This window comes from Micromonospora sp. MGP-C2 (assembly GCF_057766525.1).
The window spans coordinates 5,471,198-5,487,243 of sequence record NZ_JBYMEN010000002.1 but is presented as its reverse complement, the minus strand read 5'-3'; the positions used below and the strand labels follow the sequence as shown (position 1 = coordinate 5,487,243).

The 16,046-nt window shown below is 70.9% G+C and carries 18 protein-coding genes and 1 tRNA gene; 11 read left to right on the top strand and 8 right to left on the bottom strand.

Annotation, left to right across the window (positions count from 1 at the left end):
* Nucleotides 1-135 precede the first annotated feature (135 nt).
* The 4 genes from AC3CF1_RS25315 to AC3CF1_RS25300 are packed head-to-tail and all read left to right on the top strand — an operon-like array spanning nucleotide 136 to nucleotide 3,101.
* Complete coding sequence (locus AC3CF1_RS25315; protein ID WP_488451418.1) at nucleotides 136-726, top strand: sigma-70 family RNA polymerase sigma factor; 591 nt, start codon at nucleotides 136-138, stop codon at nucleotides 724-726.
* Nucleotides 727-758: 32 nt separating this feature from the next.
* Nucleotides 759-1,283: a MauE/DoxX family redox-associated membrane protein gene (locus AC3CF1_RS25310; RefSeq protein ID WP_425738169.1), complete on the top strand. Its 525-nt coding sequence runs from the start codon at nucleotides 759-761 to the stop codon at nucleotides 1,281-1,283.
* Complete coding sequence (locus AC3CF1_RS25305; RefSeq protein WP_088946468.1) at nucleotides 1,276-1,992, top strand: DsbA family protein; 717 nt, start codon at nucleotides 1,276-1,278, stop codon at nucleotides 1,990-1,992. Before AC3CF1_RS25310 ends, AC3CF1_RS25305 begins: the two co-directional genes overlap by 8 nt.
* Nucleotides 1,989-3,101 carry a hypothetical protein gene (locus AC3CF1_RS25300; RefSeq protein WP_488451417.1) on the top strand — a complete coding sequence of 371 codons (1,113 nt, stop codon included), beginning with the start codon at nucleotides 1,989-1,991 and terminating at the stop codon, nucleotides 3,099-3,101. Before AC3CF1_RS25305 ends, AC3CF1_RS25300 begins: the two co-directional genes overlap by 4 nt.
* Here AC3CF1_RS25300 and AC3CF1_RS25295 read toward each other — a convergent pair.
* The 4 genes from AC3CF1_RS25295 to AC3CF1_RS25280 are packed head-to-tail and all read right to left on the bottom strand — an operon-like array spanning nucleotide 3,085 to nucleotide 5,822.
* Nucleotides 3,085-3,843 carry an energy-coupling factor ABC transporter ATP-binding protein gene (locus AC3CF1_RS25295; RefSeq protein ID WP_210922961.1) on the bottom strand — a complete coding sequence of 253 codons (759 nt, stop codon included), beginning with the start codon at nucleotides 3,841-3,843 and terminating at the stop codon, nucleotides 3,085-3,087. The two genes, AC3CF1_RS25300 and AC3CF1_RS25295, sit on opposite strands and share 17 nt — an antisense overlap.
* The gene (cbiQ, locus tag AC3CF1_RS25290) at nucleotides 3,840-4,610 is read right to left on the bottom strand and encodes a cobalt ECF transporter T component CbiQ (RefSeq protein ID WP_088951497.1); all 771 of its coding nucleotides are present in this window, start codon (nucleotides 4,608-4,610) and stop codon (nucleotides 3,840-3,842) included. Before cbiQ ends, AC3CF1_RS25295 begins: the two co-directional genes overlap by 4 nt.
* A 16-nt stretch (nucleotides 4,611-4,626) precedes the next feature.
* The gene (locus AC3CF1_RS25285; protein ID WP_488451416.1) at nucleotides 4,627-5,100 is read right to left on the bottom strand and encodes a PDGLE domain-containing protein; all 474 of its coding nucleotides are present in this window, start codon (nucleotides 5,098-5,100) and stop codon (nucleotides 4,627-4,629) included.
* Nucleotides 5,097-5,822, bottom strand: coding sequence for an energy-coupling factor ABC transporter permease (locus AC3CF1_RS25280; RefSeq protein WP_099850968.1), 726 nt, complete (start codon nucleotides 5,820-5,822; stop codon nucleotides 5,097-5,099). Before AC3CF1_RS25280 ends, AC3CF1_RS25285 begins: the two co-directional genes overlap by 4 nt.
* A 326-nt stretch (nucleotides 5,823-6,148) precedes the next feature.
* Between AC3CF1_RS25280 and bcp the strand changes: the two genes are divergently transcribed.
* The 4 genes from bcp to AC3CF1_RS25260 all read left to right on the top strand — a co-directional run bounded on the left by bcp (nucleotide 6,149) and on the right by AC3CF1_RS25260 (nucleotide 7,947).
* A complete protein-coding gene (bcp, locus tag AC3CF1_RS25275; protein ID WP_088946464.1) occupies nucleotides 6,149-6,625 on the top strand; it encodes a thioredoxin-dependent thiol peroxidase in 477 nt (158 codons plus the stop codon).
* A gap of 30 nt (nucleotides 6,626-6,655) precedes the next feature.
* Nucleotides 6,656-7,252 (top strand): HNH endonuclease signature motif containing protein, encoded by a 597-nt coding sequence (locus tag AC3CF1_RS25270; RefSeq protein WP_354981264.1) that lies wholly within the window; start codon nucleotides 6,656-6,658, stop codon nucleotides 7,250-7,252.
* Nucleotides 7,243-7,316, top strand: a tRNA-Leu gene (locus AC3CF1_RS25265). Before AC3CF1_RS25270 ends, AC3CF1_RS25265 begins: the two co-directional genes overlap by 10 nt.
* 103 nt (nucleotides 7,317-7,419) lie before the next feature.
* A complete protein-coding gene (locus AC3CF1_RS25260; protein WP_088951496.1) occupies nucleotides 7,420-7,947 on the top strand; it encodes a GNAT family N-acetyltransferase in 528 nt (175 codons plus the stop codon).
* Between the two features lie 4 nt (nucleotides 7,948-7,951).
* Here AC3CF1_RS25260 and AC3CF1_RS25255 read toward each other — a convergent pair whose 3' ends face one another.
* The 3 genes from AC3CF1_RS25255 to AC3CF1_RS25245 all read right to left on the bottom strand — a co-directional run bounded on the left by AC3CF1_RS25255 (nucleotide 7,952) and on the right by AC3CF1_RS25245 (nucleotide 10,709).
* On the bottom strand, nucleotides 7,952-8,941 hold the full coding sequence (locus tag AC3CF1_RS25255) for an expansin EXLX1 family cellulose-binding protein (RefSeq protein WP_488451415.1): 990 nt from the start codon (nucleotides 8,939-8,941) through the stop codon (nucleotides 7,952-7,954).
* 111 nt (nucleotides 8,942-9,052) lie between these two features.
* On the bottom strand, nucleotides 9,053-9,871 hold the full coding sequence (locus tag AC3CF1_RS25250) for an MOSC domain-containing protein (protein WP_354981266.1): 819 nt from the start codon (nucleotides 9,869-9,871) through the stop codon (nucleotides 9,053-9,055).
* Between the two features lie 4 nt (nucleotides 9,872-9,875).
* Nucleotides 9,876-10,709 (bottom strand): class I SAM-dependent methyltransferase, encoded by an 834-nt coding sequence (locus tag AC3CF1_RS25245; protein ID WP_355159526.1) that lies wholly within the window; start codon nucleotides 10,707-10,709, stop codon nucleotides 9,876-9,878.
* A 119-nt stretch (nucleotides 10,710-10,828) separates the two neighbouring features.
* On the opposite strand from AC3CF1_RS25245, the gene AC3CF1_RS25240 reads away from it, so the two are divergent.
* Together AC3CF1_RS25240 and AC3CF1_RS25235 are read left to right on the top strand one after the other, a co-directional pair.
* A complete protein-coding gene (locus AC3CF1_RS25240) occupies nucleotides 10,829-11,896 on the top strand; it encodes an LCP family protein (RefSeq protein ID WP_355159524.1) in 1,068 nt (355 codons plus the stop codon).
* A 260-nt stretch (nucleotides 11,897-12,156) separates the two neighbouring features.
* Nucleotides 12,157-13,542 (top strand): sugar transferase, encoded by a 1,386-nt coding sequence (locus AC3CF1_RS25235; protein ID WP_488452129.1) that lies wholly within the window; start codon nucleotides 12,157-12,159, stop codon nucleotides 13,540-13,542.
* Between the two features lie 75 nt (nucleotides 13,543-13,617).
* Here the strand turns inward: AC3CF1_RS25235 and rfbB are convergent, their stop codons facing one another.
* The gene (gene rfbB / locus AC3CF1_RS25230) at nucleotides 13,618-14,619 is read right to left on the bottom strand and encodes a dTDP-glucose 4,6-dehydratase (RefSeq protein WP_355163811.1); all 1,002 of its coding nucleotides are present in this window, start codon (nucleotides 14,617-14,619) and stop codon (nucleotides 13,618-13,620) included.
* Nucleotides 14,620-14,896: 277 nt separating this feature from the next.
* Here rfbB and AC3CF1_RS25225 point away from each other — a divergent pair, with 277 nt between their 5' ends.
* Entirely contained in the window at nucleotides 14,897-16,045 is a 1,149-nt protein-coding gene (locus tag AC3CF1_RS25225) for a polysaccharide biosynthesis protein (protein WP_355160726.1), read from the top strand.
* Nucleotide 16,046 lies beyond the last annotated feature (1 nt).

The following is a 16,046-nucleotide window of genomic DNA, read 5'->3' as shown; positions in this document are numbered from 1 at the left end:
GTGCCGCGCGGGAGGGATCGCGTGTCATGAGCAGGTAGTCGGCTCGCGTTGGGAAAAAGTTCCCGACGTGGTGCAGAACATCCAAGGGCCGAAGGACCCTGACGCTGCGACGGGCGCCGCGTAACCTGGTTTGTCGTGATCCCCGTCCCGCGTGACACCGGTGCCGCCGGTCCGGCAGAGCCGGCCGGCGAAGTCGCCCGGGACCCGGCCACCGAGTGGGCGCTGATCGCCCGCGACGGTGACCCGAGCGCCCAGGCGGCGTTCGTCCGGCTGACCCAGGTCGAGGTCTGGCGGTTCGCCGCCGCCCTGGTCGACCCGGACAGCGCCGACGACCTGACCCAGGAGACGTACCTGCGCGCGTTTCGGGCGCTGCCCGCGTTCGAGGGTCGCTCCAGCGCCCGCACCTGGTTGCTCGGCATCGCCCGGCGGGCCTGCGCCGACCACCTGCGCACCGTGATCCGCCGTCGGCGGCTGGACGAGCGCCTGGCGGCGAACGCGTACACCGACCGCCCCTACCCGGACCCGGCCGGCCAACTCGGGGCCGCCGACCTGGTCCGCCGGCTCAGTGCCGAGCGGCGTGCCGCCTTCGTGCTCACCCAACTGCTCGGCCTGTCGTACGCCGAGGCCGCCGCAGTTGAAGGGGTGCCGGTGGGCACCATCCGTTCCCGGGTCGCCCGGGCCCGCGACGACCTGGTCGAGGCGGCCGGCGACGCGCTGACCGGCTGAGCGCGGAACTTCCGGCGGAGACGGGACGACAAATGAGCGTGACTGCACCTCCCTCCGGGGCTGGCCGTTGGCCTGTCGTCCGGCCCTGGCTCGGCACGGCGGCCCGGCTCGGCCTCGCCGCCGTCTGGCTCGTGGCCGGCGCGTCGAAGGTCGGCGACCTGGCCGCCTCCGGGCGTGCCGTCAACGCGTACCAGGTGATGCCGTACGACGTGGCGAGCGTGATCGGCGCGGCCCTGCCCTTCGTCGAGCTGGCGCTGGGCGTGCTGTTGCTGCTCGGGCTGGCCACCCGGCTCGTCGCCGGGGTGTCCGCCGCACTCCTGGTGGTCTTCGTCGCGGGGATCGCCTCGGCCTGGGCGCGGGGATTGGCCATCGATTGCGGCTGCTTCGGCAGCGGCGGGCAGTTGGCCGAGGGACAGGCCCCCAGTTACCTCCCGGAGATCCTTCGGGACCTGGGATTCTTGGTACTGGCCGGATTTCTGCTGATCTGGCCACGTACGCCCGTCTCGGTGGACGGATGGTTGTCCGGCGAGCCCGTTGTGGAGGACGAGGATGAGTAGTCGCAAGGGGCAGCGGGACGCCGCCCGGGTGGTCCGCGAGCAACTCGCCCGAGAGCGGCGACGCAGGCGCACGATCTGGGTCTCGGCCGCGGCCGTCGTCGTCCTGGTCATCGCCGGTGTCATCGGCTGGGCCGCCTGGTCCAGCCAGCGCTCCGACGAGTTCACCACCCCGCCCGGCGCCAACGCGGCCGGCACCGGCATCGTCACCGGCGGCGGGCCGGTCACCGTCGACGTCTACGAGGACTTCCTCTGCCCGGCCTGCAAACAGTTCGAGCAGACCAGCGGGGCGACGCTCGAACAGTTGGTGGCCGAGAACAAGGCGAAGGTGGTCTACCACCCCGTCGCGTACCTGAACCGCTTCTCGACCACCGAATACTCGACCCGGTCGTCGGCCGCCTCCGGCTGCGCCGCGGCGGGCGGCAAGTACCACGAGTACGCCAAGGCGCTGTTCGCCCAGCAGCCGCCGGAGGGCAGCGCCGGGCTCACCGACGACCAGCTGATCGACATCGGTGTCGGCGTGGGCCTCGACCGAGGCTCCTTCGGCACCTGCGTGAAGGACAAGACCTACCGGACGTGGACCGAACACGTCACCGACGACGCCAGCCGGAGCAACGTCACCGGCACGCCGACCGTCAAGGTCAACGGCAAGTCGGTCGACAACCCCACCCCGGACGCTCTCACCGCAGCCGTGGCGGCGGCCGGCAAGTGATCCGTACCCTGCTGGCCCGGGCCGGCCTGGTCGCCACCGCAGCCTGCGCGGCCACCCTGCTCACCGCGGCGCCCGCCGCCGCGCACGGCGCGGACGCACCCGACGGCACCGACTACCGCACCCGGACCACCGGGGTCGCACCGGCACGGCCAGGGCTGGAGGTACGCGTCGTCGAGGCGGGCGCCCGACTGGAGCTGACCAACCGCACCGGCCGCACCGTCGAGGTGATCGGCTACTCCGGCGAGCCGTACCTGCGGGTCGGCCCGGACGGGATCTTCGAGAACAGCCGCTCCCCCGCCACGTACCTGAACCGCACCATCACCGGGGACACCGCGCTCCCGGCCGAGGCCGACCCGGCCGCCCCGCCGTCCTGGCGGCGGATCGACGACGGGCCGACGGCGCGCTGGCACGACCAGCGCGCACTGTGGCAGGAGTCGGCACCACCGGAGGCGGTACGCGCCGCACCGGACCGGGAGCACCGGGTCCGCGACTGGACGGTCCCACTGCGCGACGGCGCCGACCCGGTGGTCATCGGCGGCACGCTCGACTGGGTGCCGCCGCCGGACGCGTACACCTGGTGGACGGTGACCATCGTGGGCCTGCTCGCGGTGGGCGCGCTCGGCCTGGTCGCCGCCGCCGCCCCGGCCGGCGCCCGCGCGCTGTCCGCCGTCGGCGCGTTGCTCGTCGTCGGCGGCGCACTGACCGTCGTGTACCCGGTGGGGCGGGAACTGGACGCGGGCGCGCAGGGTGTCGGCGGAGTGCTGGTCGGGCTGCTGTCCGGGCAGATCTGGTCGCTGCTCACCGGCCTCGGCGGGGTCGCCGCCGGTTGGTACGCGCTGGCCCGCCGCCCGGCCGCCGACTTCGCTGTGGCGCTGGCCGGGGCCTGCCTGGCGCTCTTCGGCGGCGCGGCGAACGCCGCCGTGTTCGCCCGGTCCATCGCCCCGGTGCCCTGGTCGCCCGAGGTCGCCCGCGTCATGGTGGCGATAGTGTTGATCACCGGTGCCGGCGCGACGGCCGCAGGAGTCCTCCGCCTGCACGCCGCCTCCCGGGCCGCCACCGCAGCACCCCGGGCCGACGACGCCGAACGCGGAGCTACGGCCGCGGGGTGAAACCGTAGGGAAGTTCCAGGCGGTGGCGGGCCAGCAGGGCCTCGTCACGCAGCAGGTCTCCGGTGGGGGCGTCGGCGACGATCCGGCCACCGTCCAGGATCACCGAGCGTTCGCACAGCTCCGCCGCGTACGGCAGGTCGTGCGTGACCATCAGCAGGGTCACCGGCAGGTCGCGCAGGATCTCGGCCAGCTCACGGCGGGCCGCCGGGTCCAGGTTCGACGACGGCTCGTCGAGCACCAGGATCTCCGGGTGCATGGCGAGCACGGTGGCCACCGCCACCCGGCGGCGCTGCCCGAACGACAGATGCTGCGGAGCCCGCTCCCGGTGCTCACTCATCCCCACCGCCGCAAGCGCCTCGTCCACCCGGGCGGCCAGCTCCGCCCCGCGCAGGCCCAGGTTCGCCGGCCCGAACGCCACGTCCTCCGCCACCGTGGGCAGGAACAACTGGTCGTCCGGGTCCTGGAAGACGATGCCCACCCGGCGACGCACCTCGCCCAGGGTGGCCCGATCCGGCGTCACGGTCAGCCCGCCGACGCTCACGCTGCCCTCGGTCGGGGTGAGGATGCCGTTGAGATGCAGCACCAGCGTCGTCTTGCCAGCCCCGTTGGGCCCGAGCAACGCCACCCGTTCGCCGCGCGGCACGCTCAGGTCCACCCCGTGCAGGGCGACATGCCCATCCGGGTACGCGTAGCGAACGCCACGAACGTCCAGCGAGACAGCGGTCTGCACGACACCGATCATGACAGCACGACGGCGGTGGCGGCGATGGAGGCCGCCAACACCGGCACTGTGGCCGCGACCAGCCACTGGCCGGTGGTCGCCGCGCCCTCGCTCTGCCACACGGCGGGCATCCGCCCGGTGTAACCCCGCGACAGCATCGCCAGGTAGACCCGCTCACCCCGCTCGAAGGCGCGCAGGAACAGCGCCCCGATCCCGGCGGCGAAGCCGCGCAACTGCCACAGGAAACGCGGGTCGTCACCGCGGGAGATCCGGGCCACCCGCATCCGCCGCGCCTCGCCGATCAGCACGTCGAGGTAGCGCAGCATGAACGTGGCGATCTGGGTGAACACCTGCGGGCAGTGCAGCCGGTCCAGCCCCACGATCAGGTCCCGGGTGGTGGTGGTCGCGGCGAGCAACAGCGAGGCGAGCACTCCCAGGGTGCCCTTGGCCACGATGTTCCACGCGCCGTGCAGGCCGTCCTCGGACAGCCGCAGGCCCAGCACCTCGACCCGGTCGCCGCTGCCGAGGAACGGCAGCGCCACCGCGAACAGCACGAACGGCAGCTCGATCAGCGCCCGGCTCAGCAACCACCGCGGCCCCACCCGGGCCAGCGCCGCCACCACCGCCACCAGCAGGGCGTACGCGCCGAAGGCCCAGAACGCCGTACGCGGGGTGGCCACCACGGCGATGGTGAAGACCACCATCGCCACGATCTTCACCTCGGGCGGGAGCCGGTGCACCGGCGAGTCCGACTCGCGGTACAGCACGTGCCCGTGACCGGCACCCATCTGCGCGTACCCCTGCTCAGCTGGCCGCGTCGGCGCGGCGCCGGACGTCGTCGGACGTCGCGGGGTCACCGTCGGTCGGGTTGGTGCCGTCGGTGGGCGTCGTGCCGTCGGTCGGGGTCGTGCCGTCGGTGGGCGTCGTGCCGGCGGTCGGGGTTGTGCCCCGGCGGCGCAGCAGCCAGAAGCCACCAGCGCCGATCGCGAAGGTCACCAGCACCCCGAGCACCCCGGAGAGGCCGGTGGAGACGAAGCTGTTCCGCACGCCACGCACGCCGTAGTCGGCCAGCGGGCTGTCGGCCAGCTCGTGGTCACGGGCCTGCTGGGCGGGGCAACTGCCGCCGACGATGTTGTCGTCGGCGTCGACGGAGCAACCCTTGAGCAGGGACGAGTCCAGCCCGTCCGGGTGGGACGAGGCGTAGTTGCTCACCACACCGGCGAGCAGCAGGGCGACCAGCAGTCCACCGGCCAGGAAGGCCCAGGAACGGTTCTTCATCGGGCACCTCCGGTGACCGGGACAGCGGGGGCGGCAGGGGCGGCGGGCGTGCGCAGGGAGCGCAGCGCGTACACCAGGTCGGGGCGCACCTTCGCGACGGTGAGCACTGTGGTCGCGGTGATCAGGCCCTCGCCGATGCCGATCAGCAGGTGGACGCCCGCCATCGTGCCGGCCAGGCCGGTCAGGTTGTTACCCAGGTCGGTGGTGCCGCCCAGCCAGTACTGCAGGACGAAGCCCTGCGACGCGACCACCACGCTGAGCGTGGCGGCGACGAACGCGGTCACGGCCAGACCGGCCCGCGTACGGGGCAGCACCCGCAGCAGCACCGCGATCAGCACGTACGCCGCGGCGGTGCCGAGCAGCGCCATGTTCGTGATGTTGAGGCCGAGCATCGCCACGCCGCCGTCACCGAAGATCAGTGCCTGCACCACCAGCACCACGGCCACGCAGAGCGCGCCGACCCACGGGCCGACCAGCATGGCGGCGAGCGCGCCACCGAGCAGGTGGCCGCTCACGCCGGCCGTGAAGATCGGGAAGTTGAGCATCTGGACGGCGAAGATGAACGCCGCCACCAGGCCCGCCATCGGGGCCAGCCGGTCGTCCAGGTCGCGCCGACCGCGCAGGACGCAGACGGTGAGCGCGGCAAGGGCCAGCGCAGCGAAGATGGCTGCAACCGGACCGTCGATGATCCCGTTCGAGATGTGCATCGCCAGTGTTTCCACGCGACCTCCCACGCGTCAGCGGGCCCGACCGGGCCGGCGTGGGTCAGCCTATTTCCCAAACCTCGTTGTTGCCAGAGTCTTGCAACAACGGATGAGCTTGATCACCTTCCAGGTCAGGTGCGGCGTCGGCACTTCGGCTGATCGACTCGACTTCCATGAATGTCGGGGCATCCGCCTGGTGATCGACTCGCCTTTCTTGATGTCGGGGTGTCCGCGGGTCGGGGATGCCCCGGTTTCCAGAACCACGAGTCGATCTTCACCCGCCGGCGCGGACCCGCGCGGCTCGCCGACGACGGCACCGGCCAACCCAGCGGTATCGTCGGGCCATGACCGCGCCCGACCGCCTCTCCGCCGGTGACCCCGCCCCCGAGTTCACCCTCGCCACCGACACCGGCGACCAGCTCTCCCTCGCCGACCTGCGAGGCCGCAAGGTCGTCCTGTACGCCTACCCGTCGGCGATGACCCCCGGCTGCACCAAGCAGGCCTGCGACTTCCGCGACTCGCTCGCCTCGCTCCAGGCCGCCGGCTACGAGGTCGTCGGCATCTCCCCGGACAAGCCGGAAAAGCTGGCGAAGTTCCGCGAGCGCGACGCGATCACCTTCCCGCTGGTGTCCGACCCGGACAAGGCGGTGCTGACCGCCTACGGCGCGTACGGCGAGAAGCAGCTCTACGGCAAGACCGTCACCGGCGTCATCCGCTCGACGTTCGTGATCGACGCCGACGGCAAGATCGAACGGGCGCTCTACAACGTCAAGGCCACCGGCCACGTCGCCAAGCTCCGCCGCGACCTCGGCCTGGACTGATCTGTCGTACCGGGCCGCTACGTTCCGTCAGTGGTTCGATACAAGTACACGCCCGAAGCGTTGGCCGCCGCTGCCGCCGCCGCGCGCAACATCACCGAGGTGATGCGGCTGCTCGGCGTTCGCGTCAGTGGTGGCTCGCACGCGCACATCAGTCGGCAGCTCAAGAGATTCGGCATCGACACGTCGCATTTCACCGGCAGCGCGCACAACCGGGGCGTGCGTTGGCGGCGACTGTCCCCCACGGAGTTGCTGGTGGTGCTCCCCGAGGGTTCTCGCCGGATCCCGGGCATCCGCCTCAAGCGCGCCCTGGCGACCATCGGCCTTCCTGAGAACTGCGAGGTGTGCGGCACCGGCTCGACGTGGCAGGGCGCCAAGCTGACGCTCCACGTCGATCACATCAACGGCGACTTCCTCGACAACCGGCCACACAACCTCCGACTACTATGCCCCAATTGTCACAGCCAGACCTCCACGTACGCTGGTCAGCGACGGCCTGCGCTCGTCGAGCCCGAGGTGGTCTACGATCCTGATGCGGTGACTCCGACCGGCTTTCGGATAGGCAGGCGACTGCCTCGTCGACAAGAATGGCCGTGGACGCTGGTCGAGTTCAGCTTCAAGGGGCCGTAGCCCAACGGCAGGAGGCATGCGGTTTAGGTCCGCACCAGTGCGGGTTCGAATCCCGTCGGCCCCACCCCATCGCTGGCCTGACAGGGCGGCGCAGCTCGACGGCGTCGATTGTCGGGCGCGTCACTGTCGTGGGTCGCGGGCCTGGTCAGCGGGTCAGGATGGCGGGCGTGAGTCTGCACTTCGTCCTCGACCCCGACCTGACCCCGCAGCTGCGCGCCGAGATCGTCGACCTCTGGGCGGACGTCAGCAACGCCGGCGGCGCCGTCGGTTTCGTGCCGCCGGTCACCGCCGCCGACGTTCACGTCCTCGCCGACCCGACCTTCGCCGGTATCGCCGACGGTCCGGACCGGCTGCTGGTCGGCTACTCCGGAGACCGGCTGGTGGCGGTACTGATCTTCAGTGACAACCGTTTCCCGCTCAAGGCGCACTGGTGTGTGTTGAAGCGGGTGATGGTCCACCCGGACACTCAGGGCGCCGGCTACGGCGCCGCGCTGATGGTCGAGGCGGCCCGGTTGGGGCGGGAGTTCGGCCACGAGGCGTTGCACGTCACGGTGCGCGACGGCTTGGGGTTGGACACGTTCTACGCCCGTCTCGGTTATCGGGAGATCGGCCGGCTGCCGCGCGCGTTGCGGGTGGCGCCCGGTGACGACCGCGACGAGATCCTGATGTGGCTCGACCTGACGCCGGTCGACTGAGCGGTCAGCCCGCGCACCAGCGGGCGTTCGCTCCGGCCGGCTGGGTGGTCGGCGTACCGGTGGGTGGGGCGCTCGCCTTCGCCACCTCGACCGGACGGCGGGCCGGGGTCGGCGTGACAGCGGGTCGACTGCCGGGCGGCCGGGCCGATGTGGAGGCGCGCGGGGTGGCCGCCACGGCGCCGCGCCCGTACATCCGGACCACACTGTTCTGCACCTGACCGGGTGCCAGGCGGATGCCGCCGACGGTGGCCCGGTTTCCGTAGACGTCGCTGACGCGGATGCTGAACGGGCCGGGCCCGGCGCCGGCGTCGATCAGCCAGTAGTTGTAGTCCTGCCGGGTGGCCGACTGCCAGGCACCACTGTCACCCTGCCGGACTTCGACGGACCGCAGCGGGTTGCCGTGGTTCCCGACCCGGAGGGCGAACCACCACTGCGACGCGCCCTCCTTCATCCGGAAGGTGAGCGGTCCGGGCAGCGGCGGGTTGACCACGGCGCGGTAGGTGACGGGGACGAGGCCCTGGACCGGGTCGGCGATCCGGGCGAACGCCTCGCGGGACAGATCGAGGTGACCGGGCGCGCACTCCGGGCACTGGTCCATGATCAGCACTCGAACGGTGCCCTTCGGGCCGGTCACGTCGAGGAATCCGCCGCAGGCGGCAGCCGCGGAGTATTCGCTCGGGCCGAGCGCCACGTAGAGCCGGTTGGCGGGGGCGGCGGGGTTCGAGCAGTTGCCGCCGGCACCCTTCGAGTCGTAGAAGGTGGCCTTGCCGCTGTGTGTGGCGTTGCCGGTGGGTGGCGCGGCGGCGAGCGGCAGGGCGGCGGCGCAGGCCGGGGCGGAGCCGGACCGCAGGGTCAGGGTGAGGCCGAGCGCCGCCGCGAGGACGGTGACGCCGGTCGCCACCAGCCAGGGCACGGAGCGGGGCGACGACGCGGGCCGCTCCTCGGGAGCATGGTCCAGGTCGATGGTGATGTCGACAGCGCTCTCGTCCGTCACGACGGCGATGCTGCCGGACCCGGGCGCGGGCGGACAAGCCGGCTAAGCCAAAGCTAAGACAGCATCGACGGACGGTGATCGCCGCGTTCCGGTCGTGGGTCGGGCCGGCCGTCAGGTCGCGAGAACGACCGGGGCTCCCACGGTCAGGGGTCCACTGTCGATCGGCACCAGGTGCAGTCCGAAGAGGAGCTTCTGCTGGACGTTGCGGTGTCGGCCGAGTGTGCGCAGCGGTTCCTTCGTGCGTACCCCGGTTTCCTGGTCCGTGGTGGTCACCACGCACCGGTCGCACGGCCCGGCGGCGCGAAAGCGCAGGTCACCGATGTGCAGCGACCGGCCGGCCCAGTCATCCTCGGCCCAGGACGGCGCCCCGTCGACCACCAGGTTGGGCCGGAACCGGGTCATCGGCACCGGTTCCTCCCCCGCCTCGGCGAGCCAGCCGTTGAGGGCGTCGAGGGAGGCGGTGTTGGCCAGCAGCAGCGGGTAGGCGTCGGCGAAGCTGACCTGGTCACCGGTGTCGTGTTCACGGTCCCCGGCGGCCAGGTGGCGGGTCGGCTGACCCAGCCAGACCAGCCGGACCTGTCGGCCGAGCAACGCGCCGAGCCAGTCGTCGGCCGCCGCGCCGGCCGGCAGCGCCGGGACCGGGAGCTTGCGGCTGCGGAAGGTGCGCACCGCGACCGGTGCACCGTCGGCCGGCTCGGGCACGTCGAGGTCGGACTGGCCGTCGGCGCTCAGCACCAGACCCCCGGGGCGCACTGTGGCGCGCAGGCCGACCAGCCGGGTGGTCTCGCGTTGGGTGACGCCGACGCCGTCGGCGTCCACGACCATCCAGCGTCGGTCGCCGGCCAGGCCCCACGGCTGCACGAACGCGCCGTCGTGGTCGAGCCGGTGGCAACCCTTGACGGGGTACGTGTGAATCGAGGTCAGCCGCACCCGGTCACCATGCCACGCCGATGCCGTCTCCCGGGTACCAGTGGTTGGCGGGGCTCTCCCGGTAGGCGAGGAACCGCCGGCCGGTGCGCTCGGCGTGCTCGGCGAGCACATTGGTGCTGGTGACGTTGTCGGTGAGGAGGATGGCGCCGGGGGCGAGCTTCGGTTCGACGGCGTCGAACTCGCGTTTCTCGTGGGCGCGACTGTGGTCGCTGTCGTGCAGGAAAAGGTCGACCGGGCGGTCCAGTGCGCCGATCGAGGCGATCGAGTCGCCGATCACCAGGTCGACGACCTCCGACCAGGGCTGGCTGGCGGCCAGGTAGCCGGCCTCGGGGTTGATGTCCAGCGACGTGACCCGGCCAGGGTGGCCCTCCTGCGCGTTGCGGAGCAGGGCGGACGCCAGGACGCAGGTGCCCAACCCCTTGTCGACGCCGGTCTCCACCACGTGTGCGGGACGGGTGGCGCGGACGATCGCGTACCACCCCACGCGTCGGGCGTAGTGGACGTGCTTGTCGGCGAGACCACGGCGGGCGGCGGTGGCGGTGGCATGCTCGATGTGGTGCCGCAGCACGTCGTCGGACTCGATTTCGGCGACGTAGCCCCGGACCTGCTTGACCGGGATGTCGCAGACGACGCTGACGAACCAGGTCAGGTGGTGGCGACTGAGCTTGGTCAGCTCGTACGTGTAGTTGTGATGTTCCCGGGAGGTGACCAGCCACCGAGCCGAGATGCGCAGCACCTTGGCGTCGTGGCGGGCGACCCGGGCGAGCCGCTTGGGAAATGCGGCGACGGGGGCGAGCGGGGTACGGGCGATGGCCCGGCGCAGCTGCGTGGCGTCCACCGCTGCTTCATACCAGGTTCGGGCGAACGTCCGGGCGGAAAGTTTTTTGGTCAGGATGTGAAACCATACGGCCCAGTCGGGGGCACGTGAGCGTAACCCGCAATCAGTAGCATCGCGGCATGCAGTATCGCCAGGAGTACGCCGAGCCCGAGACCCAGTTCGTCGCGGCGCAGCAACCATCGGAGCCGACCAAGAAGGCGCGCACCAAGCGTCCCCGGTGGCAAAAGGTCGCTTTGATCACCTTCGTGGTCCTGGCACTGCTCGGCGGCGGCGGCATGATCGCTGGGGGCCTCTACTTCCGTTCGATCAACTCTGGCATCGAGCGGGTGGACGCCTTCGACGGTGTGCCGGAGGCCGAGCGTCCGCAGGTGGGCGAGAACGCCAAGGGCGCCATGAACATCATGATTCTCGGCAGTGACTCGCGCGACCCGGAGAGCGAGGCCGGCTCCCGCACCGACACGATCATCCTGGCGCACCTCCCGAAGGACCGCTCCAGCGCCCAGCTCATCTCGATCCCCCGGGACAGCTGGGTCAGCGTGCCGAAGTCGTCGACGGGTCGGGGCGGCAAGGACGCGAAGATCAACGCGTCGTTTGCGTGGGGTGGCGTCCCGTTGATGGTGCAGACGGTGGAGAAGTTCACCGGAGTGCGCGTCGACCACGTGGCGATCGTCGACTTCGGAGGCTTCAAGGAGATCGTCGACGCACTGGGCGGCATCAACGTGGACGTGGAGAAGGGTTTCACCACCCTGTATGCGCTGAACGGCAGCCGGACGTTCAAGGCTGGCCAGCAGAAGATGGACGGAGCGGCCGCGCTCGACTACGCACGCGAGCGGCACGCCTTCGCCGACGGCGACTTCGCGCGGATCCGGCACCAGCAGCAGGTCATCAAGGCGATTCTGGACAAGGCGGCATCCGGCGGAACGCTCGCCAACCCGGCCAAGCTGAACTCCTTCGTCAAGGCGACGGCGGACGCGGTTGCCGTGGACAAGGCCATGAACCTGCTCGACCTCGCCTCCCAGATGCGCGATCTGCGCAGTGGCAACCTGACGTTCCTCACCTGCCCCACCAAGGGCACCGGGATGATGGGCACCGAGAGCGTGGTTCTGGTCGACAAGGAGAAGGCCGCGAAGGTCTTCGGAGCGGTCCGCAACGACAACGTTCCGGAGATCCTGTCCGCCGCAAAGTAGGAGTAGGAACTGACTTGCCGGCCATGGTGGCGCGCCTCGGCCGATCGTAGAGTTCGGTCGCCCTTCTGGTCCGAACGCGTGATCGAGGGCTTTCACGGGGAGGTCCACAAGTGTCAGGCCAGTCTGCGACCAGTCATCCGCCCAAACCGCCGTACGGCGGACAACTCGACGTGCCGGGCGACGGGGGCGGTCTCTACGGCGGCACCCCACCCGTCCCGCACTCGAGGGAGCCGGAGACTCCGGCGAAGGCCCCGTCGGAAGTGGCCGGCTTGAGCACGACGGCCGTCCTGCCGTACGCCCGCTCCCGGACGTCCTCCCGGACCCGGTGGCTGCGGGCGTGGATGATGGTGGCGCCCGTGGACCTGGTCGCGTTGCTCGCACCCCTGCTGCTGAGCCAGAGCTACTGGCGCGGGACCATCGCCAACGCCGTCCTGACGCTGACCCTCTTCGCTGTCGGCGGCCTCTACCGGCCGCGTCGTCACGTGAGCATCCTCGACGAGCTGCCGAGCCTCTGTGGGCGGCTGCTGGCCGCCGGCTCGGTGGTGGCCATCATCGCGGCCGAGCGGCACGCCTCGGTGGCGTACGTCGGCGGTTTCATGCGCGGCGTCGCGCTGTCCGCGTTGCTCGTGATCCTCGGTCGCGCGGCCAGCAGGGCGTTCACCGTCCTGTCCCGCAAGCGTCGGTGGGCGGAGCACAACGCGATCATCGTGGGTGGCGGCCCGATCGGTCTCGAACTCGCACGGCTGCTGCGCCGCTACCCGCAGTACGGACTGCGGTACGTGGGCTGCGTTGACGCTCCGTCACGGCAGGACAACGCGGCGCTGCCCCTGAGCGGGACGCTGACGGACCTGGAGCACCTCGTCCGGTTGGCGGAGTGCGAGGTCCTGATCATCGCCGACCCGGACTGCCACGAGTCCACCCTCATGGAGACCCTGCTCCAGCCCCGCAGCTCGCGCTGCGACCTCTGGGCCGTGCCCCGCCTGTGGGGTTCCCGCTCCCACAGCGGCTACCCCGACCACATCGGCGCGTTCCCGATCGTCAAGATCGGTGACATCTCGTTGACCGGCCCGCGATGGGCCATCAAGCGGGCGTCCGACATGCTGTTCGCGGCGATCGCTCTCATCCTGTTGAGCCCGGTGCTGCTGCTCTGCACCGTCGCCACATTCATCGACGGTGGCCGGGGCATCTTCTTCTACCAGGAGCGGATCGGCCGGTACGGCAAGCCGTTCAAGGTCATCAAGTTCCGGTCGATGCGTCCCGTGAACGAGCAGGAGTCCCAGACCAACTGGTCCATCGCGCACGACAACCGGGTCGGCCCGATCGGCCGTTTCATGCGTCGGACTTCGCTGGACGAGCTGCCCCAGCTGTGGAACATCCTGCGCGGCGACATGAGTGTGGTCGGGCCGCGGCCGGAGCGGCCGTACTTCGTCGAGAAGTTCTCCGCCGAGTACCCGAACTATGCGGCACGCCACCGCGTCCCCGTCGGGCTCACCGGGCTCGCGCAGGTCAGTGGTCTTCGAGGCGACACCCCGATCTCCGACCGGGCGCGGTTCGACAACTACTACATCGAGAACTGGTCGCTGTGGTTGGACGTAAAGGTCGTGCTCCGCACCGTTTCGGAGGTCTTCCGCGCCGGGGGCCGCTGATCAGCCGTAAGCCGCCGCGGGTGGTGGCGTCGACGGTCTCGAAACGTCGACGCCGCCACCCGCGGCGCTGTCAGATCAGGCGGTCGGTGCCGACTTCAGCGGTTCCCACCAGGCCCGGTTCTCCCGGTACCAGGCGACGGTGTCGGCGAGGCCCTGGTCGAGGGTGATGCTGGGGGTGTAGCCGAGTTCTTGGTTGATTTTGGTGATGTCGAGGGAGTAGCGGCGGTCGTGGCCCTTGCGGTCGGTGACGGGGACGACGCGGTCCCAGCCGGCGTCGCAGGCGTCCAGGAGCAGGCCGGTGAGTTCCTTGTTGGTCAGTTCGGTGCCGCCGCCGATGTTGTAGACCTCGCCGGCGCGGCCCTTGTGCTGGACCATGGCGATGCCGCGGCAGTGGTCGTGGACGTGAAGCCAGTCGCGGATGTTGGCGCCGTCGCCGTAGAGGGGGACGGTGGCGCCGTCGAGCAGGTTGCTGACGAACAGCGGGATGACCTTCTCGGGGAACTGGTAGGGGCCGTAGTTGTTGGAGCAGCGGGTGACGACGACGTCCATGCCGTGGGTGCGGTGGTAGGACAGGGCGAGCAGGTCGGAGCCGGCCTTGGACGCCGAGTAGGGGGAGTTCGGCGCGAGGGGCCAGGTTTCGGTCCAGGAGCCTTCGTCGATGGAGCCGTAGACCTCGTCGGTGGAGACGTGCACGAAGCGGCCGGTGCGGTGGCGCAGCGCGGCGTCGAGCAGGGTCTGGGTGCCCAGCACGTTGGTGGTGACGAACGGCGCGGCGCCGGCGATGGAGCGGTCGACGTGTGATTCGGCGGCGAAGTGCACGATGACGTCGTGGTCGGCGACGACTTCGTCGACCACGACGGGGTCGCAGATGTCGCCTTGGACGAACCGTAGCCGCGGGTCGTCGCGGACGGGGTCGAGGTTGGCCATGTTGCCCGAGTAGGTCAGCTTGTCGAGCACGGTCACGACCGCCGGCTCGAGCGGCGGCACGCCGTCGGCACTGCCGAGGGGCTTGCCCAGCAGCAGGCGAACGTACTCCGACCCGATGAATCCGGCTCCGCCGGTGACGAGGATCCTCACGGGTCGGGAAGTCTACGCCGCCCGTTCGGCGGCTGTGGCAGATGTTTCGGCACGCTCGGTTAGGGCCGCCCGGGCGATTGCGGGTGCAACACCGTTCCGGTAGAAAGTGCCAGCGACGTACGACTCGTCGTACTGCACTGTGTCAAAAAACGGGGGCGAGAACGGCGTGTCGCTGGTCAATGCTGCTCGGCCGTCGCCGGGTAAGGGCACCACTCCGCCCCCTGGTCGGCGCGTCGCTAGCCTGCTCAGGCGACTCATCGCACCCGAGCGTCTCTACATGGGGGCGCTTGGCCTGACCGGCTTGGCGGCAGTCCTGTCGGTGGCTCTGCCGCCGGCGGAACGCGGTGAACTCTCGGCGAACATGGTGAGCGCGACACTGGGCGCGGCCGTCGGCGGCCTGTCCCTGGACACGTTCCTGCTGTCCCGGCCGGGCGGCTGGGTCTTCTCCCGGGGACGCCCCTGGGTGCTTGCGATGCTGGTGGCCTCGATCCTGCTCTCCGTCGTCGCCGCGGCCATACTCACCGCGGTCGCCGGGATCGGCAGTTACCTGGTCGGTGTGGGGTCGGCGGCAGGTCTGACGATCTTCAACACGGTCTCGTCGATCGCGCTGCGGCAGAAGAGCTTCATGGCCGTGTACTCGTTGCGCGCGGCAAGCGGTGCGGTCCTGGTCGGCGGTTACGTCGCCCTGTACTTCGCCGGCTACCTCGACGGCGGCCTGTGGAGCATGGTGTGGCTCGTCGTCCAGTGGGTCAGCGCCCTGGCCGTGTGCGGCCTGGTGCTGGGGATGCTCCGGCGGATCGGGCGCGCGCCCCAGCCGGAGGCGACAGGGGTGGACTACCGCGCCGACCTGACCGCCGTCGGCAACCTGCACCTGGGGATCTTCGCCCAGATGATGACGCTGCGGTTCAACCAGATCCTGGTGGCCCGGTTCGTCGGGGCGGGCCCACTCGGCGTGTACGCCCTGGCGGTGGCCGCCCTGGAGTTCGCGCAGGCCGGTGCCGTCGTACGGGCGCAGCGGATCCTGGCCAGCCGGGACGGCTCGGACGGGCCCGACCCCACCCGAGCCGTGGTCACGGCGGCTCTGCCGGTCGCGCTGGCGGCGGTCCTCGGGCTCGGCGTGCTGGGTTACCTGCAACCCGAGTACCGACACGCGTGGATCCTCGGCCTTGTCCTCCTGCCCGGCTCACTGGCGACCGCCGCCGGCAAGAGCTGGAGTGCCCTGCTGTTGAAGAGGCGGGGCGAGCGGGCGACGACCGTGGTCGCCATGATCACCTTGGCGTTCGCGATCCCCGCGTACTTTGCGATCATCCCGTGGGCGGGGGTGTTCGGGGCGGCGATCGCCTCGACGCTCGCCTACGCCGTGCACGCCTTCGCTTCCAGAGCAAGCCTGCGACGAGCGCAGTCGCCGAATCATGGGACGGTTTGAC